This is a genomic window from Desulfonatronospira sp. (assembly GCA_003563255.1).
Classification (GTDB): domain Bacteria; phylum Desulfobacterota; class Desulfovibrionia; order Desulfovibrionales; family Desulfonatronovibrionaceae; genus Desulfonatronospira.
The window spans coordinates 1-18,029 of record PWSL01000247.1 but is presented as its reverse complement, the minus strand read 5'-3'; the positions used below and the strand labels follow the sequence as shown (position 1 = coordinate 18,029).

At 51.6% G+C, this 18,029-nt stretch carries 19 protein-coding genes; 15 read left to right on the top strand and 4 right to left on the bottom strand.

Annotated features, from left to right (window positions below; translation table 11 throughout):
* The 7 genes from QZP87_RS07185 to dsrP form a co-directional block, all read left to right on the top strand.
* On the top strand, positions 1-257 hold a 257-nt coding region (locus tag QZP87_RS07185), incomplete at its 5' end, for a hypothetical protein (protein WP_291322240.1).
* 906 nt (positions 258-1,163) lie between these two features.
* Positions 1,164-1,673: an RsbRD N-terminal domain-containing protein gene (locus QZP87_RS07180; RefSeq protein WP_291322239.1), complete on the top strand. Its 510-nt coding sequence runs from the start codon at positions 1,164-1,166 to the stop codon at positions 1,671-1,673.
* A gap of 48 nt (positions 1,674-1,721) precedes the next feature.
* Positions 1,722-2,795, top strand: coding sequence for a sulfate reduction electron transfer complex DsrMKJOP subunit DsrM (dsrM, locus tag QZP87_RS07175; protein WP_291322238.1), 1,074 nt, complete (start codon positions 1,722-1,724; stop codon positions 2,793-2,795).
* A gap of 6 nt (positions 2,796-2,801) precedes the next feature.
* The gene (gene dsrK / locus QZP87_RS07170) at positions 2,802-4,418 is read left to right on the top strand and encodes a sulfate reduction electron transfer complex DsrMKJOP subunit DsrK (protein WP_291322237.1); all 1,617 of its coding nucleotides are present in this window, start codon (positions 2,802-2,804) and stop codon (positions 4,416-4,418) included.
* Complete coding sequence (gene dsrJ, locus QZP87_RS07165; RefSeq protein ID WP_291322236.1) at positions 4,418-4,789, top strand: sulfate reduction electron transfer complex DsrMKJOP subunit DsrJ; 372 nt, start codon at positions 4,418-4,420, stop codon at positions 4,787-4,789. Before dsrK ends, dsrJ begins: the two co-directional genes overlap by 1 nt.
* An 11-nt stretch (positions 4,790-4,800) precedes the next feature.
* Positions 4,801-5,556: a sulfate reduction electron transfer complex DsrMKJOP subunit DsrO gene (dsrO, locus tag QZP87_RS07160; protein ID WP_291322235.1), complete on the top strand. Its 756-nt coding sequence runs from the start codon at positions 4,801-4,803 to the stop codon at positions 5,554-5,556.
* A 10-nt stretch (positions 5,557-5,566) separates the two neighbouring features.
* Complete coding sequence (dsrP, locus tag QZP87_RS07155) at positions 5,567-6,727, top strand: sulfate reduction electron transfer complex DsrMKJOP subunit DsrP (RefSeq protein ID WP_291322234.1); 1,161 nt, start codon at positions 5,567-5,569, stop codon at positions 6,725-6,727.
* A gap of 329 nt (positions 6,728-7,056) precedes the next feature.
* Here dsrP and QZP87_RS07150 read toward each other — a convergent pair whose 3' ends face one another.
* The gene (locus QZP87_RS07150) at positions 7,057-7,641 is read right to left on the bottom strand and encodes a VOC family protein (RefSeq protein WP_291322233.1); all 585 of its coding nucleotides are present in this window, start codon (positions 7,639-7,641) and stop codon (positions 7,057-7,059) included.
* Positions 7,642-7,774: 133 nt separating this feature from the next.
* Between QZP87_RS07150 and QZP87_RS07145 the strand changes: the two genes are divergently transcribed.
* The 8 genes from QZP87_RS07145 (at position 7,775) to QZP87_RS07110 (ending at position 14,521) form a co-directional block, all read left to right on the top strand.
* Positions 7,775-7,963, top strand: coding sequence for a ferredoxin (locus QZP87_RS07145; protein WP_291322232.1), 189 nt, complete (start codon positions 7,775-7,777; stop codon positions 7,961-7,963).
* Between the two features lie 168 nt (positions 7,964-8,131).
* Entirely contained in the window at positions 8,132-8,857 is a 726-nt protein-coding gene (locus QZP87_RS07140) for a YkgJ family cysteine cluster protein (protein ID WP_291322231.1), read from the top strand.
* 3 nt (positions 8,858-8,860) lie between these two features.
* Positions 8,861-9,220: a hypothetical protein gene (locus tag QZP87_RS07135; protein ID WP_291322230.1), complete on the top strand. Its 360-nt coding sequence runs from the start codon at positions 8,861-8,863 to the stop codon at positions 9,218-9,220.
* Between the two features lie 205 nt (positions 9,221-9,425).
* The gene (locus tag QZP87_RS07130) at positions 9,426-10,043 is read left to right on the top strand and encodes a tetratricopeptide repeat protein (RefSeq protein WP_291322229.1); all 618 of its coding nucleotides are present in this window, start codon (positions 9,426-9,428) and stop codon (positions 10,041-10,043) included.
* Between the two features lie 221 nt (positions 10,044-10,264).
* Positions 10,265-11,578 (top strand): dissimilatory-type sulfite reductase subunit alpha, encoded by a 1,314-nt coding sequence (dsrA, locus tag QZP87_RS07125; protein WP_291322228.1) that lies wholly within the window; start codon positions 10,265-10,267, stop codon positions 11,576-11,578.
* A 12-nt stretch (positions 11,579-11,590) separates the two neighbouring features.
* The gene (gene dsrB, locus QZP87_RS07120; RefSeq protein WP_291322227.1) at positions 11,591-12,754 is read left to right on the top strand and encodes a dissimilatory-type sulfite reductase subunit beta; all 1,164 of its coding nucleotides are present in this window, start codon (positions 11,591-11,593) and stop codon (positions 12,752-12,754) included.
* 64 nt (positions 12,755-12,818) lie between these two features.
* Entirely contained in the window at positions 12,819-13,046 is a 228-nt protein-coding gene (locus QZP87_RS07115; RefSeq protein WP_291322226.1) for a dissimilatory sulfite reductase D family protein, read from the top strand.
* A 44-nt stretch (positions 13,047-13,090) separates the two neighbouring features.
* The gene (locus QZP87_RS07110; RefSeq protein WP_291322241.1) at positions 13,091-14,521 is read left to right on the top strand and encodes a cobyrinate a,c-diamide synthase; all 1,431 of its coding nucleotides are present in this window, start codon (positions 13,091-13,093) and stop codon (positions 14,519-14,521) included.
* Here the strand turns inward: QZP87_RS07110 and QZP87_RS07105 are convergent, their stop codons facing one another.
* The 3 genes from QZP87_RS07105 to QZP87_RS07095 form a co-directional block, all read right to left on the bottom strand.
* Positions 14,522-15,232 carry a methyltransferase gene (locus tag QZP87_RS07105; RefSeq protein ID WP_291322225.1) on the bottom strand — a complete coding sequence of 237 codons (711 nt, stop codon included), beginning with the start codon at positions 15,230-15,232 and terminating at the stop codon, positions 14,522-14,524.
* 23 nt (positions 15,233-15,255) lie between these two features.
* Positions 15,256-16,434, bottom strand: coding sequence for a hypothetical protein (locus QZP87_RS07100; protein WP_291322224.1), 1,179 nt, complete (start codon positions 16,432-16,434; stop codon positions 15,256-15,258).
* 167 nt (positions 16,435-16,601) lie between these two features.
* Entirely contained in the window at positions 16,602-17,810 is a 1,209-nt protein-coding gene (locus tag QZP87_RS07095) for a DUF1015 domain-containing protein (RefSeq protein ID WP_291322223.1), read from the bottom strand.
* Between the last annotated feature and the right edge of the window lie 219 nt (positions 17,811-18,029).

Genomic DNA, 18,029 nt, shown 5'->3' with positions numbered 1-18,029 from the left:
CCCTGCTCCGCAGGAACGCTTTCAGCGTTGTTTCACGGGGCAAGACCCCAGTTGAATCCTTTCAGGGCAGCTGTCGCTGCATTCAATCACGCCACAGGCGTGACAGGACCCGCAAGGAAAAAGGCATCAGCCGCTTGCGCGGCGGGGGGGAGCACCTGAGCTTAGTGTCCAAAAATGAAACAGTCCCAGTGCCAAGTGCTGAACCCCCGCCATGGCTCAATTTTTTCTTGTTTTTTCTGACAGGGTTTCAGGAGTAAGTCTAAACTTTTTCCGCGACCTTGCACGGAAAAAGTGGCCCCTTCGGGGCATCATCCGGTTAACCCTTGCAGGACGCGTTGTGCACGGGGACTGGCTCTCCCGGCACTTATTTTTTATAATCTGTATCTTGTTCTTGAGAGTTCAAAGTTCTTGGTTCTTCGTTCCTGGTTGTAAGAAATTATGTCAATGAATTTGGATAGATACATAGCCTGACCCGAAAGACATATAGATCTGTCAAAAAAACTAATAAAAACAAATGATTACAAAAAAACTTTGTAACTTTTCAAAAACTCCGGGCAGTATTCCTGGATACCGGCTTCCGCCGGTATGACATCACAAGGCAACGACCTGTTTTCATTCGTCATTCCGGCGAAAGCCGGAATCCAGGTATTTTCTTAGTGTAAGATCGCCTGGAGTTATTGAGAAGTTACAAAACTTTTGACTGTTCAGATCTTGTTCAATAAAAAAATAAGTGCTGAGGTGCCTGTCCCCACAAACACTGTCCCCACAAACATGCAAGCAAGGATTTTTTTCTTTTCTTTTTTTTTCTTTCTTTATCTTTTTCTTTTCTTTATCTTTTTCTTGTTCCCAGGCTCCAGCCTGGGAACAATAGGTAACCAGGAACCAGGAACCAGGAACCAGGAACCGATTTTAACGACCAACATGTTTGTTTGAAATTTGTACTAAGCGCCTAAAGATTTGAGTTTGTACTTGTTATTTTTTTCTCAAATCTTGCTTGACGATTCACTCCGGGTAGTTTAGAAAATGCCCAACAGTATCCATGCAGGATCCTGGAAGACAGGGATTTCAGATACCCCATTTTATCAAAACTCTTTTCTTATCTTTAGGTTGCGGGCACAGTCCGCCCTGGTCACTAATGTTAAATAAAGGACAGGGATCATTTCATGGTTCTGGATAAAAGCATTAAACAGAACAAGGTCCAAATTCTTAACTTATGGCTTAAGAAGTTTACTGATACCTACCCGGATGAATCCGCCCGTTTTTTCAAAGACAATCCCGGCCAGTTCAACAACCCAGTAGGCTACACCTTCAGGGTGAACATGGAGAAAATGTTTGACGAGCTTTTGCAGGACAACGACCATGAGAAAATGCGTCAGTATCTGGATGGAATAGTCCGCATCAGGGCTGTACAGGGGTTTGACCCTGCCACGGCACTTGGTTTTATGCCCCTGTTGCGCGAAAGCATCTGGGAAGTGTGCGGGCGGGAGATTGAAGCCGACAAGTTACATGAACAATGGCTGGATCTGATTTACAGGATGGACCGGCTGACATATCTGGCTTTCGACATCTATATGGCCTGCAGAGAGCAGCTCTGGAAGCAACGTTCAGAAATGTTTCACCACCGTACCCACAAGCTTCTGGAGAGAGCCATAGCAAAAAACGCTGCGGAATAGTTTATGGTTTTTTGTATAATGTCTAATCTTTAAAAGAGGTTGCAGCACATGAAAGCGATTTATTCACTGATTCTGGTTGTAGCCCTGATCTTGATCGCCATGATAGGCGCCGGAGCCATGGGGATGGGAGCTCTTTTCGGAGTAATCATACCTTATGTGGCGGTTCTGGTATTTATCGTGGGCTTTGTGGTCAGGGTGGTCCAATGGGGAAAGACCCCGGTGCCGTTTCGCATACCTACAACCTGCGGGCAGGCCAGAAAGTCATTGCCCATGTTCAAGGACAAGTGGAACAGGCTGGACAATCCGGGGACCAAACTGGGGGTTGTGGGCCGCATGTTCTTTGAAGTCTTCCTTTTTCGCTCCCTGTTCCGCAATACCAAGGTGGAACTGCATCAGGGACCCCACATCGCCTACTCTTCCAGCAAGTGGCTGTGGATTTTCGCCCTGATATTTCACTACACTTTCCTGGTGATTTTTCTCCGTCACATGCGGTTTTTCACTGAGCCGGTTCCGGAGATTTTCGTGACCATGGATCACATGGACAGCATGTTCCAGATCTTAAGCCCGGCTCTTTACCTTTCAAGCGTACTCATTCTGGTGGCCCTGGGCTACCTGCTCCTGAGAAGGCTGCTGGTACCTACTGTACGCTATATCTCCCAGCCGGCGGATTACTTTCCCCTCTTTCTCATTATCGGGATCGTAATTTCGGGCATGCTGATGCGCTATATCGGGGCCTTTAAGACAGATCTCATGCCGGTGAAGGAGCTGGCCATGGGCCTGGTTCAGTTCAGTCCCACAGTGCCCGAGGGAATCGGCACCACTTTCTTTGTGCATCTGTTCCTGGTCTCTGTGCTGCTCATTTATTTTCCCTTCAGCAAGCTTATGCATCTGGGCGGTGTATTCCTGAGCCCCACCAGGAACCTTCCCAATGACAGCCGCGAAAAACATCATGAAAATCCCTGGAATTATCCGGTGAAGTTCCATAGTTATCAGTCTTATGAAGACGAAAACAGGGCAGTGATGGTCGAGTCCGGGCTGCCGGTGGAAAAGCCTCTGGAGGAAAAGGCTGAGGAAGCTTCCGGAGATGAAACCCCAGATGAAAATGCTGAAAAGAAGGAGTAAACGATAATGGCTACACCAAAACCGGATGTACTGTACAGAAATATCAGTCACCATCCGCCTGAGCTGGACTGGATGGATGTACCTCTGGAGATAAAGCCCGGCAGGTACTGTTATTCTGCGGATGCAGCATCCCTGGAAGCGGTAGGCATGCCCAATGCCAGGAGCTGGAATCCCACGGACGAAGACTGGAAGCTTCCTGCAAACTGGAAGGAAACATTTCTGGAGGGCATGAAGGACAGGCTGCAAAGGTTTCGCTCTTTCAAGGTATTCATGGATATCTGCGTGCGCTGCGGAGCCTGCGCCGACAAGTGCCATTTCTTCATCGGCTCCGGAGATCCCAAGAATATGCCTGTGCTTAGGGCTGAGCTCCTGCGCTCGGTATACCGCGGTGAAATGACCAAAGCCGGCCAGATCCTGGGACGCATGGCCGGAGGACGCGAACTCAACGAAAAGGTCTTAAAGGAAATCTGGTATTACTACTACCAGTGTACCGAGTGCAGGCGCTGTTCTGTCTACTGTCCCTACGGCATTGACCAGGCCGAGATCACCATCATCGGCCGGGAGCTTCTGAATTTGCTGGGACTGCAGACGGAATGGATCGGCAAGCCGGTGGCCAATTGCAACCGCCTGGGCAACCATCTGGGCCTGCCTCCGCATACCTTCAAGGACAACATCGACTTTCTCTGCGATGATATTGAGGAGGCCACCGGGATCAAACCCGAGCCCACCTTCAACAAGAAGGGCGCGGACATACTTTTTATTACCCCATCAGGAGACGTGTTCGCAGAGCCCGGCATCTTTACCTGCATGGGCTACCTGATACTTTTTCATTACCTGCAGGAAGAGTACGGCATGGACATCACCTGGAGCACCTATGCCTCGGAAGGCGGGAACTTCGGCTTTTTCACCTCCCATGAGATGATGAAAAAGCTAAACGCCAAGATGTATCACGAAGCCGAGCGCCTGGGCGTGAAATGGATCCTGGGTGGCGAGTGTGGGCATATGTGGCGTGTACTGCATCAGTATATGGACACCATGAACGGCCCTCCGGAGTTTCTGGAGGTGCCTGTTTCTCCCATTACCGGGACCAGGTTTGATCATGCAGCCTCCACCAAGATGATCCATATCGTGGAATTCGTGGCCGATCTCATCAAGCACAAGAAGCTTCCTCTGGACAAGTCCCGCAACGATCATCTCAAGGTCACCTTTCACGATTCCTGCAACCCCTCCCGGGGTATGGGATTTCTGGAAGAACCCAGGTATGTCATTAATAATGTCTGCAACCACTTCTATGAGATGCCCGAAGGGACCATCAAGGAGCAGACATTCTGCTGCGGCGCCGGATCAGGGCTGAATCCCGGGGAAAACGAAGAACTCAGGATGATGGGCGGTCTGCCCAGGGCCAATGCTGTCAAGTTTGTACGCGACAGGAAGGGGGTCAATACCCTGGCCAATGTATGCGCAATCGACAGGGCCACCCTGAGCGCCTCCATGGAATACTGGGTGCCGGACGTAGGCGTATGCGGGGTGCATGAGCTGCTGGCCAACGCCTTGATTCTTCCCGGGGAGGATCGTCAGACCGACCTGCGGGGTGAACCTTTGCCTGGTAAGGAGGATGAATAATGTACGATGCCAATAAGATCATTCCGGGGCTGATCATATTCGCCCTGTTCATGACCTTTCCCTTCTGGTACAATCTCGGGGCTGAAGCCTATTCCACCCCGGAACTGGAACTCCCGGAAGACTACGAAAGGTGTATAGAGAGCACGGAGTTCATGCGCGCCGAGCACATGAACATGCTCGATGAATGGCGCGACCTCTACGTGCGTGAGGGGTATCAGGAGTACTGGAGCGAGCTCAAGCAGGAAAGCTATCCCATGAGCCTGACCAAAACCTGTATGTATTGTCACAGCGACAAGGAAGAGTTTTGCGACCGCTGCCATAACGCCACAGCGGTGGATCCTTACTGCTGGGACTGCCACATCGAGCCTTAGGGGGGATAATAATGAAAAACAGCAGAAGAAAATTCATCAAGTTTGCGGGGATGGCGGCACTGGGCTGGAGCATCTGTCCTTCCCTGGCCGGCGCCAGGTCAGGACCCAGACAGAGTGCAGACAGGCTCAGGGCTGAGCGCTGGGCTATGGTAATAGACTCAGAAAAACTCAATGATGAGCTCATGGATAAGTGCATAGAGGCCTGCCACAAGCTGCACAATGTGCCTGACATTCCCAATGATCAAAATATCAAGTGGATCTGGAAGGAGCCTTTCTACAATCTGTTCCATGACCAGTCTCATGGTTACCTCAAAGACAAGAAAAGCATCCCTTTTCTTTCTCTCTGCAACCACTGCGACAATCCCCCGTGCGTGCGGGTATGTCCCACTCAGGCCACTTTCTCCCGTGATGACGGGATTGTACTCATGGATTTCCACCGCTGCATAGGCTGCCGTTTCTGTATGGCGGGCTGCCCCTACGGCTCCAGGAGCTTTAATTACTTCAACCCCAGAAATTTTCTGGATGATGACCAGCTGGTTCATGACTATCCCACCAGGGAAATGGGAGTCGTAGAAAAGTGTGAGTTTTGTGCTCATCTTCTGGATCAGGGGGATATGCCAGCCTGTGTTGAGGCATCCGAGGGTGCGATCCTTTTCGGGGATTTGAACGACCCCAATTCAGATGTACGCAAGGTCTTAAGAGAAAGATACTCTCTGGTGCGCAAACCCAAACTGGGCACTGACCCACAAGTCTATTATCTAATTTAAGGGGTGTAAAATGCTCGAGAAAGCAATAAAAGGAAGCGCTTTATACTGGATATGGCTGCTGGTGCTGCTGGCGGTCATTGGAGTGGGTTTCGGGGCCTACCTGCAACAGCTGGATCAGGGGCTTTCTGTGACCGCCCTGAACCGGGACGTCTCCTGGGGACTGTACATTGCCCAGTTGACCTTCCTGGTTGGAGTCGCCGCCTCGGCGGTCATGATGGTCATCCCCATGTATCTGCATAACCATAAGGCTTTCGCCAGGATGCTCATTCTAGGTGAGTTCATGGCCGTGGCCACCATTATCATGTGCCTGCTGTTTGTCGTGGTGGACCTGGGCCAGCCACAGAGGCTATGGAACGTTGTTCTTTATCCCACTCCCAGTTCGGTCCTGTTCTGGGATATGGTGGTGCTCAATGGATATCTGTTTTTGAACATTCTTATCGGCTGGGTGACTCTGCAGGCTGAACGCAAGCGGGTCGGGCCTCCCAAGTGGATCAAGCCCTTTATTTATATCTCCATTCCCTGGGCCATCAGCATCCATACAGTAACGGCTTTTCTGTATGCCGGTCTGCCCGGCCGGGATTTCTGGCTGACAGCCTCCATGGCTCCGTCCTTTCTGGCTTCGGCTTTTGCCGCCGGACCGGCCCTGCTCATCCTGCTGGCCTTTGCCGTGAAGATCTTCGCCAAATGGGATCCGGGCCGGGAAGCCATCCAGTCCCTGGCCAAGATTGTTACCTATGCTCTGGCCGCATATCTGTTTCTCATCGGTTGTAAGATATTCACCGCCGGATACAGCATGGTCCCGGACAAGCTGGCCCACTGGCAATATCTCTACTTCGGCCTGGAAGGGCACACCATGCTCTCCGGCTTCATGTGGGCGTCCACTGCAGCCGGGGTCGCAGCCCTGCTCATCCTGCTCTTTCCCAAAAACCGGCAGGCGGACAACATCCTGGCCTTTGCCTGCGTCCTGGTTCTTATCAGTACCTGGATCGAAAAGGGCATGGGTCTTATTACAGCAGGCTTTGTCCCCACTCCCATGAAGGAAGTCCTTACCTATGCTCCATCAGGGCCTGAGATACTCATCACCCTGGGCATCTATGGTATTGGATTTTTGATCATCACTGTTCTCTGGAAGGTGGGCATAGGAGTGCGTCGGGAAATTGAGGCCACCTGATGCCTTGACAAGTGTCGCTGTAGTGATATCACTACAGCGACACTTTATTTAAGCTGGAAGGTGACTGGCTCCCCGCACTTATTGTAATAATCCGTAAGTCTTCCTTAGGAAAATAAGTGCCGGGTGCCTGTCCCCGGTGGCCGAGGCAATAATTAACACAAAGTGTCGCTGTAATGTTCTCAAGCATTGACAAATGAGCCGGCAATGCCGGCTCATTTGCATTGGACGCCCTGGGCTCACGTATCTGTTTAGCGCTTATTCAGGAAAGCAGGAGACCAGTCCCCATGCCACATGCAAAGCGCTAAACAGATACGGGCTCATACTGTTTATCACCATTTATTCTCTTTGTTGCGTAATTCGCTGCCTTCTCCAGGATAGATCTTTCTCTCCTGCTTGAGAGTGGGTTCCTGGACTGCGGGCCAGACCCCGGACACAGGGTCAGATCCGTTATGGGCCTCGAATGCCGGTTTGCTGTCCTGCATCCTGGGGGTATTGCGCAGGTCGAATTCCGGATTGGCCCAGGAGAATTCGATGGCGATATTGTTGGGGTCAAAGGAGTACAGCGAATAAATAAAGCCGTGGTCCAGTACTTCGGAAACCCAGATATCGGCTGCCTTGAAGCGATCATAGATCTGCCAGATGTCTTCAAGGGTTTCTACTTCCAGGGCCAGGTGGTCGAAACCGAAAGAACCCTTAACAGGGACCCCGTGGTCTTTTTCAGGTAGCGGCCGGACATCGCTCCACTCAAAAAAAAGCAGCATATCTCTGGGGCCTATTTCAAAGAAATACTGGCGATAACCGGGCTTGCCCAGGCCGGCTATTAGGCGCAGGCCGACAAGATCGCGCCAGAATCTGATGGTGGCGTTTAAATCCCCGGTGGCCAGGGCGATATGGTTGATTCCTTTGTATCTCATTGTCTATCCTTTAAAAAAAATTAATGAAAATCCAGCTTGACATCACTTTGTTATTTTGACTAACTCCCATTTTACTTTGTTTCAAGGCAAAATTTAATCATCATTGTTAAACTAATTAAATCGGAGGTTTATTATGTCTTACCTGGTAACAGTAGATATGGACAAGTGTACCGGCGACGGCGAATGTGTTGACGTATGTCCAGTGGAAGTATTCGAGCTCAAGGACGGCAAGGCTGATCCTGTCAATATGGAAGAGTGCCTGGGCTGCGAATCCTGTGTTGAGGTCTGTGAAGAGGGTGCTATTACTGTTACAGAGCAGTAATTTGCGAGGGATTCACTAAAAATAAGGGGGGGGCTACGTCCTCCCCTTATTTTTTGTCTGGTGTTCATTATCCTGGGATGCGGGCAGAGCCTGCTTTGGTTTGACAGTTGTGAAAAGATAATACAATATTGGGCCTGTTTCTGGAGATAATCGGTATCAGGAGGAGCTATGAGTATCAGCATAGATTTCAGCCCCTATTTTTTGAAATATGAGCAGTTGATGCAGGGGGTGGACAGTATATTTGAGAGGATGAAAGAGGATTATCCCGGGGAGGTCCGCTGCGACGATGGCTGCACGGATTGCTGCTATGCCCTTTTTGATTTGACTCTTGTGGAGGCCCTGTATCTGAATCACAAGCTTCAGGAACTGGATTCTGAATTCAGGAACATGATCCTTGTGGAAGCGGATAAGGCAGACAGAAAGACTCACAAGATAAAACGGCAGCTTTTCAAGGCCCATGAAGGCGGGGTATCAGAAGAAGAAATCCTTAAAAGGGCCGGCAAGGAAAGGGTACAATGCCCCCTTCTTGTGGAAGATAAGTGTATCCTCTACAAATTCAGGCCGCTTACCTGCCGACTTTACGGCCTGCCCATGAAGATTGGTGAAAATACAGTATCCTGCTCCATGTCCAGATTCGCGCCCGGTGTGCAGTATCCCACAGTGGACATGCAGAAGCTTCATGAGCAACTCCTGCTCTTGAGCCAGGAGCTGGTCAAAGGCATCGGGGCCAGACTTACCGGTTTGCATACACTATTGGTGCCTGTTTCAATGGCATTGCTTACCGAGTATGGACAAGAGTATCTGGGCATCAATGCAACGGAGCAGCCATGTGATTCCAGGCCCAAAGACCAGAAAGGACCCACCCGGGAATGGGTCCTGGGATCCGGGGAGTAGTTCATGAGCGAAGAAAACCAACAGGAACAGGACAGGCATAAAAAAGTCATATACGATTCCCTGGCGCCGCGCAGGAAAAAATTTATTGACAGGATCGGGTATGATCGCTGGGATCCTTTTCAGGAACCGAAAAATCCCATCGAGATCAGAAGAGACGGGACCCAGAGGACCAGCAAGGAACTTATGCGCATGTTCCTGCATGAATGCCCGCCCAGGGAATACAGTAACTCCTACGGGCAGGGTGTTCTGGAAATGTGCATGGGCATAATAAACGACGAAGACAGGATCCGGGCCATGTACGATTTTTCCTTGTGGTACAGCGAACTCTTGAAAAGGGAAAATAAAAAGTACAAGGAAAGGTAGCCTTCTATCTAACGCGGGCAACGCCCGCAACCCAGTTATCTGTTATTTGTTAATTGTTAATTGGGTAAGGCAGTTAATTCAGGCGTTTGTTCTTCAACTATTAACTATTAACTGATACCAATTTTTTGTTTTTTATGACAGGGTTTCAGGAGTAAGTCACTAAGTGAGAAGCTTTATATTATAAGATTTTATCAGGAGCTTAAGCATGACTCAAAGCAACGTGGAGGCAAAGATTCAGGAACTCAAGGCTGGTCTGGTACAAAACCCTGAGTGCGCAGTCACTCATTACAACATCGGGGTGCATTACATGGCCCTGAGAGATTTTGAGACCGCCAAAGGGTATCTGCAGGAAGCCATCCGCAAGTCGCCCGATCTGGCTGAAGCATACGTTCAGCTGGGCGGCATAGCCATGAATGAAGGGGATCTGGATGGTTGTTTCAGCTACAATGAAATGGCCAGCAAGATCCGGCACAGGTTTGCAGTGCCTCACGGCAATATGGGATTCGTGCACCTGCAGCGTGGAGATGTGGACAAGGCCATTGCTTCCCTGAAGCGGGCCATATCTTTTGATCCTCAGTTTGTACAGGCCCAGGCGACCCTGGGCAATGCCTATTATATGCAGGGAGATCTGGACGGATGCCTGGCTCAGTGCCAGAAGGCCATTGATCTCGAGCCCAACTTTGGTCCTGCCTACAATACCATGGGGCTGGCCTGCATGGACAAAAAAGATTTTGCCGCAGCCAGAAAATATTTTGAAAAGGCCATGAACACGGGCTACGAAGTAGCCCCGGAAATATGGCAGGAGCTGGAGCAGGCCGGGTAAGACCCTGGAGATCCTTACCCTTGGGAATCAAAACGCTGCGGCATCAAATTAGCGATCCTGTATGGAAATTACTATTGACAACGAACCTTCATTGTGGGAAAAATCACGAAGTTCGGCTGAAAGAAGTGCCAGTCCAGTGGTTAAGCCGTCACCGTACCGGCTAATGAGGTGGGGCGGTTAATATAAACAGGGTAGTAAACATAATCCAAGGAGGAGTTGCAATGCCTAAACATGAAACCCCTTTGCTGGATCAACTCGAAAGCGGCCCCTGGCCCAGCTTCGTGTCTGATCTGAAAAGGCAGGCAGAGTCCAGAACTCAAAAACAGAGCGAGATTCAGTACCAGATCCCTGTGGATGTGGTGGATGACCTGCTGGGTCTTTTGGAGCTGTCTTACGTTGAAAAGGAAGTCCACTGGAAACACGGCGGCATTGTCGGCGTCTTCGGCTACGGGGGCGGAGTCATCGGACGCTACTGCGACCAGCCGGAAAAGTTTCCCGGTGTTGCGCATTTCCATACCATGCGCATCAACCAGCCCGCCGGGAAGTATTACAACACCGATTTTCTGCGCCAGATTGCAGACCTCTGGGATTTCCGGGGCAGCGGCGTGACCAACATGCACGGTTCTACAGGAGATATCATTCTGCTGGGAACCACTACGCCCCAGCTTGAGGAGATCTTTTTTGAACTGACCCATAATATGAACCAGGATCTGGGCGGGTCAGGCTCCAACCTGCGCACTCCAGAAGCCTGTCTGGGCGAGTCCCGCTGCGAATGGGCCTGCTTTGATACCCAGGAGCTGTGCTACCAGTTGACCATGGAGTACCAGGACGAGCTGCACAGGCCGGCCTTCCCCTACAAGTTCAAGTTCAAATTCGACGGTTGCCCCAATGGCTGCGTGGCCTCCATAGCCCGTTCAGACCTGTCTTTTATCGGCACCTGGCGCGACGACATCCGCATCGACCAGGAAGCAGTCGCCGCATACGTGGGCGGCGAGCTCAAGCCCAACGGTGGTGCTCACGCCGGTAAGGACTGGGGTCCCTTTGATATCCAGAAGGAAGTCATTGACCTTTGTCCCACAAAGTGCATGTGGATGGAAGGCGGCAAGCTCAAAATCAACGACCGTGAATGCACCCGGTGCATGCATTGTCTCAATGTCATGCCCAGGGCTCTGCGTATTGGAAATGACCGCGGTCTGAGCATCCTGGCCGGGGCCAAAGCCCCCATCCTGGATGGCGCGCAGATGAGCTCACTGCTGGTTCCATTCATGAAGGTGGAAGATCCTTATGACAATATCAAGGAAGTAATCGAAAACATCTGGGATTGGTGGATGGAAGAAGGCAAGAACCGCGAACGGCTGGGGGAAACCATGAAGCGCCAGGGTTTCCAGAAACTGCTGGAAGTCACAGGCATTCCCGCAGATCCCAGGCATGTTGAACATCCCAGGTTCACTCCCTACATCTTCTGGAAGGAAGAGGAAGTGCCCGGCGGCTTTGAACGCGACATCGCTGATTACAGATCACGTCATCCGAAATAAGGAGGTAAAAAAATGGCATTTATTTCATCCGGATACAATCCCGATAAACCCATGGAAAACCGAATCTCCGATATCGGTCCCAGGCATTATTCGGAGTTTTTGCCTCCGGTCATCAAAAACAACAAGGGCAAATGGCTCTGGCATGAGATCATTGAACCCGGCGTGCTCATGCACAAGGCCGAGAGCGGCGATGAGGTCTACTCCGTGCGGGTGGGCACTCCCCGGATCATGAGCGTGGAGACCCTGCGCGAAGTCCTGGACATCGCGGACAAGCATTGCGACGGGTATGTGCGCTGGACCACCAGGAACAACATTGAGTTTATGGTGGACAACAAGGACAAGGTCCAGCCCTTGAAAGATGATCTGGTGAGCCGCAAGTTCGATGGTGGAAGCTTCAAGTTCCCCATTGGCGGCACCGGCGCGGGACTGACCAACATAGTACATACCCAGGGCTGGATTCACTGTCATACCCCGGCCACGGACGCTTCAGGAACGGTGAAGGTGGTCATGGACGAGCTCTTCGAGGAGTTCGGGCAGATGAGGTTCCCCGCCCAGCTGAGGATCTCCATGGCCTGCTGTCTGAATATGTGCGGGGCCGTACACTGCTCGGATATCGCCATTCTGGGCTATCACCGCAAACCCCCTGCAATCGATCATGAAGAAGTGGATAATCTGTGCGAGATCCCTCTGGCTGTTGCCGCCTGCCCCACTGCGGCCATCCGTCCTACAAAGACAACCATTACCGACAAAAAGACAGGCGAGGAAAAATCGGTCAAGACCGTGGCCATCAAGAACGAGCGCTGCATGTTCTGCGGCAATTGCTACACCATGTGCCCGGCCCTGCCTCTGACCGACGCCGAGGGCGACGGTCTGGTTATTATGGCCGGCGGCAAGGTATCCAACCGCATCGACGCGCCCAAGTTCTCCAAGGTGGTAGTGGCTTTCATACCCAACGAGACCCCGCGCTGGCCCTCACTGGCCAAGTGCATGCGCCAAATGGTGGACGCCTATGTCAAGGGGGCCAAAAAGTACGAGAGATTCGGACACTGGGCGGAACGTATCGGCTGGGAGCGCTTCTTTGAAGCCACCGGGCTGGAATTCACCCATCACCTTATCGATGATTTCCGTGATCCGGCCTACTTTACCTGGAGACAGACCACCAACTTCAAGTTCTAACATTAACTTCTATATCCAGCGCCGCTCTTATGAGGGCGGCGCGTTTAACCCTAGAGGAGGCGAGATGGACAAGGAAGCTGCAAAACAGGAAATAATCAACTTTCTGGAGTCCAAGTCCGGATCCAAGACCAAGTTCTACTTCAACGACTTTACCAAGCTCTTTCCGGACATGAAGGCCAGGGATGTAAAAAAAGCCTTGAGCGAACTGGTCCAGGAAGAAAAGATGATGTACTGGTCCAGCGGCAGTACCACTTTGTACGGCTTGAAAGGCTCCGGCAAGAAAGAAGAATGATAGGTCGATTTTGAGATCATGACCAGGTGAAGAACCGCTCTTTGATCCCAGTTCATTTTCCCAGAATAACCATAGCCGGCCTCAGGGGAGGCTCCGGTAAAACCATACTCAGCCTGGCCCTTTGCTGGCTCTTTTCGCGGCAGGGTTTAAAGGTTAAGGCTTTTAAAAAGGGCCCGGATTACATTGACGCAAAATGGCTTTCACTGGCCTCAGGTGGGAATGCGTCCAATCTGGACCCTTTTCTCTTTTCTTCTGCGCGCATAACGACCCTGTTCTCCTCTTATGCTTCCACCCATGACATAGCTGTTATTGAGGGTAACCGCGGCCTTTTTGACGGCATGGATACCCTGGGATCCTGCTCTACTTCCGAGCTGGCCAGAATTCTTCAGTCACCGGTGCTTCTGGTCCTGGACTGCACCAAGTCCACCAGGACAGCTGCGGCCATTGTCCAGGGCTGCTCCTTGTTCGAGGAGAATCTAAACCTGGCGGGGGTGATCCTTAATCAGACCGCAGGGGCCAGGCACAGAGACATCACCCGGAGAAGCATAGAAAAGTATACAGAGGTCCCTGTTCTGGGAGCACTTCCCAAGCTTAAAGACACCCCCATTCCGGAAAGACATATGGGACTTATTTCCAGTCAGGAGTACCAGGGACAAGACGATATATTCAGGGCTCTGGGGAATGTGGTGGCTGAGAATATCGATGTCGAGCGTGTCCTGACTATTGCCGGGTCTGCACCTTCCTGCAGTCAGACACAGCAAAATATTCCCGAGGTTTCATCAGGCCCATGCAAAGAAGATGTGGTCATTGGTGTTGTCCGGGACAGGGCGCTATGGTTCTACTATCAGGAAAACCTGGATGCCCTCAGTCAGCAGGGGGCGAAGCTGGTGGAACTGAGCCTGCTCACCCCTGAAGAATGGCCCTGCGTCCACGGGCTGTATCTGGGGGGAGGTTTTCCCGAGACATCCGCCCGGGAGCTTTCAGCCAATATCTCTGCCAGGAGTAAAGTAAAGGATCTGGCTGATCAGGGTCTGCCCATGTATGCTGAATGCGGCGGCTTTATGTACCTGGCCGACAGTCTTCACTACGAGGGGAAGGATTTCGACATGGCCGGGGTATTTAATGTCCGGACCAGGGTATACAAAAAACCTCAGGGGCATGGGTATATCCGGGCGGGCATTGTTGAGCCCAACCCTTTCTATTCCACCGGAGATACCATTGTGGGCCACGAGTTTCATTACTCCAGATGCCTCTCCCTGTCTCCGGAGGCCAGGTTCTGTATGCGCATGGAGCGCGGCACAGGCATGGCCGACTACAAGGACGGTCTTTTGTACAGAAATGTTCTGGCCGGCTATGCCCACGTGCATGCCTTCAGCGTTGAGGGCTGGGCGGCCAATTTCGTCCGTGCGGCCGGGATCTTCAAGGACCATGTCCAAAAGAGCACCAGCCCCTGCCCGGATATAATATGCACATGATTACCCCCTGCCGGGATTGCACTCCAGGAAAGGGCAGAATTCCCGGGCCTGCCTGGTGAGAGCGTTTTGTTCATCATAGAGCACCAGGGGCGGGGGGATGACCATTTCCTGTCCTGCGTTCTTGCGGGCCTGGACCAGGACCAGAGAGGCAGGTTTGTCGGGGCGTCCCAATACCGGCCGGACAATTTTGGGTCTTAGCCTGCAGGAGTTTGAATGCAGCAGCAGTTCATCCAGCCTGGAAGCAGGAAACACGATTCCCGCCCGTCCGAGGTTTCTCAAGGCGAACCCGGCCGCTTTGAGAAATTGCCCTGTCTGGTTGTCCCGGGCAAAGGTGGCCGCCTTTTTTCCGTGGTGTTCAGGGGATCTGCCGGAACCCGGGCGGCGGTAGGGCGGATTCATGAGCACCAGGTCAAAGCTTTCCGCTGACATGGTCCGGCTGTTCACGTCCGCTGCATCCATATTAATAAATGAGGTTTTCTCTTCCAGCCCGAGTCTTATGCTGTTTTCCCTGGCACACCTTACCATTTCCGGGTCACTGTCAATGCCCACCAGATGCAGTTCCTTGTCCACATGGGCCAGAAGCAGGCCCAGACCGATTACTCCGCAGCCGCACCCCAGATCCATGATCCTGTCCTTTTTTCCTGGGGAAATGAACACCGATAAAAGCAATGAATCCACGGCAAAGCGAAAGCCCTGCTCCGGTTGAACCATTCCCCTGGGAAAACAACTCACAGTCATAGATCATAACTCTGAATGAGGGTATGCAGTTTGTCAATGTGTTCGTCAAGGTGAGGAAGTATTATGGGCAGGTCTTCGATTTCCTGGCAGGTTTCAAGGATGGGCGGACAGGCGCGTCTGAGTTCTCCGGGGCTGAAGGATTTGAGCACCTCCAGAAAAACATCCGCAGAAGGAAGATGAGACCCTGAAACAGGCCTGTTTTTCAAAGCGTCAAAAAAGCCCTGTACTGATGCTTCCAGGCACAGGTCATCGGCCCAGACCGTCTCCCCCACCCCGTCCAGTCTGTCCAGGCGCATCCTGATGGTCAGATTCAGAAAGAAGTGAAATAATCCGATTATTGACCCGCTGAGGTTGCCGGCTGTCATGTCCACTAGGGAGGTGTAGCCCCTGGCCGTGGTCAGCCTGACCCGGACCTGTGCAGGCAGGCCTTCCTGCTCCCTGATTCCAGCCACGAAATCCCCGGCGGCGTGATGCCAGGGATATATCTGGGCGGTGCTTTCAGGATCATAATAACTGGTCAGGATGAATGCAATCCGCCTGTATATTTCAAAGCACTGCTCCGGGGGGAGGAATCTGGGGCCGTCATCGTAGTCCCACAATTTCAGTCTCTGCCGCCCAGCATGGTCCAGGGAGAGGTGAAATTCGTGGCAGCCTTCGAACCATTCAGCAACAAGAAAAAACATGGAGTTGAACCGTCCCTGGAAGTACGGTCTGGGCAGGTAGGGCAGGCCGAACTTATGGTCAAGCAGCCTGAGTACTCCTGCTTCGTGCTCCAGTTGTTTTTTGCCGCGTTCATGTACGGCCAGGTTCAGACAGCACTTGATGCGGCCCTGATGGTAAAAGGCCTCAACGCTGGCCGGGTGATAATGGACACCGTGTTTTTCCGAACGAATTACAGCTTTTTTCAGATCATGCGGGCCGATCTCGGCATCCAGCATGTGCGAGGCCGCCTGCACCAGGGGGGTGGAACTGTCATGGAGGATGAAGTCCCTTATGGCGTAAAAGTATTCCCTGTATGAAATGGTGTTCTGATCTCCCTCCAGGGGCAGGTGCCATCGGTTTTCATCCGGGGGCAGGTCACCTTGAGGGGATGAGACAAGAAAGTCTATATCCGGGGCTGGCTGGTTGGGAGCATTACGCGTTTCTGAAAACTGAACACATGAGGTATTTATCATAGCTTGTTTTGGGATAAAACTGTTTTTTACGCTCTTGGTACGGGGACTGTCCCCGGCTTCGGGACTGTCCCCATCCGGTTTGTCAGAAACGCGTAATGCTCCCGGCTGGTTGATCATTGATGCTGGGTATTAGCCTTTGGTCGGAAAAGGGTATAGATGTCCGTGCTTCATCGTCCCCACAGATAAAACAGCATGCCGGTAGGCAGCTTGGGATAAAAGAAGGTAGACTTCCTGGGCATGACCCGCCCGGCTTCGCAGGCTTCCTGCATGATTTTGATGGGCACGGGCTGAAGTAAAAAAGCAGCCTGCAGTTCACCTTTTTTGACCTTTTCCAGGGTCTGCTCCTCCTCGTGGGTATAGTGCAGGTATTTTTCTGATGCCAGTTCTGAATCATCCATTCCCATAACTTTGCGCAAAAGCAGTCTGTCCAGGACCCAGGCGCCTATCCTGTCGAAAATATCGTTTCCCGGATTCCTGGGGATGAACAGATAGTTAATATGAGGCAGGCATAGCATGATCATGTCGGTGCGCTGCATTTCCTGAAGAAAATCAGGAGTTTCCTTGGGGATGACGTCAAAGTATTGCCCAGCAGAGTTCAGGATTGCCTTCCAGTCAAATCTTTTTTCCATTGAAACCGTACGATGATAGGGAAATATCTCCAGTCCGGGAGAGGAGATATTACTCAGGTAAACAAAGATATACTCCCAGGGTGCACTGTCCCCGGGGTTCTGATTGTGCATGAATTGCAGGGCGGTTTCGTAGCGGTGGTGTCCGTCTGCTATAAAAATTTTTTTATCCTGGATCAGGTTTTGTACCTGGTCATTGAATTCAGCAGGCACCACCCACAGGCGGTTGAATACCCCGTCTTCCTGCGCAAAGGTGATCAAGGGCTCCTGCTCCAGGCATTTTTCCCCGATTGTCTCCACGCTTTGACCGGGATCGTCGTAGACCCCGAATACAGGGCTTAGCTGCCCCTGGGTGGCCTGCATCAGGTTCAGCCTGTCCTCCTTGGCTTTGGGATAGGTTTCTTCGTGAGGGAAGACGTTGTGCCCGAATGGTTCCAGCCTGAGCCCGCCCATGATGCCCCAGCGGGTGCGGGATTTGCCGTGGGTGCGGTACTCCGAGGCCAGGATGTAAAAACGGGGCTGTTCATCAATTGTCAGTACTTCCTGTTGAATCCACTTCTGCAGGAGTTCCCTGGCGGTGTCGTAGCTGTCAGGAGAGTCGATGTGCACCACATTGTACTTATTCCGGGACAGGGTCTGAATGTCATCACTGGAAAGTACATCGTAGGGTGGAGAAATAACCTGTTCCGCATCAATATCACTGCGGGACCAATCGTAACTGTAAAAATGCAATGGTTTGAATTCTGGCATAGTTTTTTTTCAGGTATCTGTGCAGCACATTTAAAACTAAGCGGGCTTAGCCCGCAACACAGTTATCTTTTATCTGTTAATTGTTATTTGTTATTTGTTAATTGGGTAAGGCAGTTAATTTAGACTTATTCCTGAAACCCTGTTACAAAAAACAAGAAAAATTTGAGCCATGGCGGGGGTTCAGCGCTTGGCAGTGGGACTGTTTCATTTTTGGACACT

What these genes read in the sequence shown, in the direction of transcription:
- QZP87_RS07180 (WP_291322239.1), top strand. Translation starts at nt 1,164, where the DNA reads ATGGTTCTGGATAAAAGCATTAAACAGAACAAGGTCCAAATTCTTAAC.
- dsrM (WP_291322238.1), top strand. Translation starts at nt 1,722, where the DNA reads ATGAAAGCGATTTATTCACTGATTCTGGTTGTAGCCCTGATCTTGATC.
- dsrK (WP_291322237.1), top strand. Translation starts at nt 2,802, where the DNA reads ATGGCTACACCAAAACCGGATGTACTGTACAGAAATATCAGTCACCAT.
- dsrJ (WP_291322236.1), top strand. Translation starts at nt 4,418, where the DNA reads ATGTACGATGCCAATAAGATCATTCCGGGGCTGATCATATTCGCCCTG.
- dsrO (WP_291322235.1), top strand. Translation starts at nt 4,801, where the DNA reads ATGAAAAACAGCAGAAGAAAATTCATCAAGTTTGCGGGGATGGCGGCA.
- dsrP (WP_291322234.1), top strand. Translation starts at nt 5,567, where the DNA reads ATGCTCGAGAAAGCAATAAAAGGAAGCGCTTTATACTGGATATGGCTG.
- QZP87_RS07150 (WP_291322233.1), bottom strand. Translation starts at nt 7,641, where the DNA reads ATGAGATACAAAGGAATCAACCATATCGCCCTGGCCACCGGGGATTTA.
- QZP87_RS07145 (WP_291322232.1), top strand. Translation starts at nt 7,775, where the DNA reads ATGTCTTACCTGGTAACAGTAGATATGGACAAGTGTACCGGCGACGGC.
- QZP87_RS07140 (WP_291322231.1), top strand. Translation starts at nt 8,132, where the DNA reads ATGAGTATCAGCATAGATTTCAGCCCCTATTTTTTGAAATATGAGCAG.
- QZP87_RS07135 (WP_291322230.1), top strand. Translation starts at nt 8,861, where the DNA reads ATGAGCGAAGAAAACCAACAGGAACAGGACAGGCATAAAAAAGTCATA.
- QZP87_RS07130 (WP_291322229.1), top strand. Translation starts at nt 9,426, where the DNA reads ATGACTCAAAGCAACGTGGAGGCAAAGATTCAGGAACTCAAGGCTGGT.
- dsrA (WP_291322228.1), top strand. Translation starts at nt 10,265, where the DNA reads ATGCCTAAACATGAAACCCCTTTGCTGGATCAACTCGAAAGCGGCCCC.
- dsrB (WP_291322227.1), top strand. Translation starts at nt 11,591, where the DNA reads ATGGCATTTATTTCATCCGGATACAATCCCGATAAACCCATGGAAAAC.
- QZP87_RS07115 (WP_291322226.1), top strand. Translation starts at nt 12,819, where the DNA reads ATGGACAAGGAAGCTGCAAAACAGGAAATAATCAACTTTCTGGAGTCC.
- QZP87_RS07105 (WP_291322225.1), bottom strand. Translation starts at nt 15,232, where the DNA reads ATGGTTCAACCGGAGCAGGGCTTTCGCTTTGCCGTGGATTCATTGCTT.
- QZP87_RS07100 (WP_291322224.1), bottom strand. Translation starts at nt 16,434, where the DNA reads ATGATAAATACCTCATGTGTTCAGTTTTCAGAAACGCGTAATGCTCCC.
- QZP87_RS07095 (WP_291322223.1), bottom strand. Translation starts at nt 17,810, where the DNA reads ATGCCAGAATTCAAACCATTGCATTTTTACAGTTACGATTGGTCCCGC.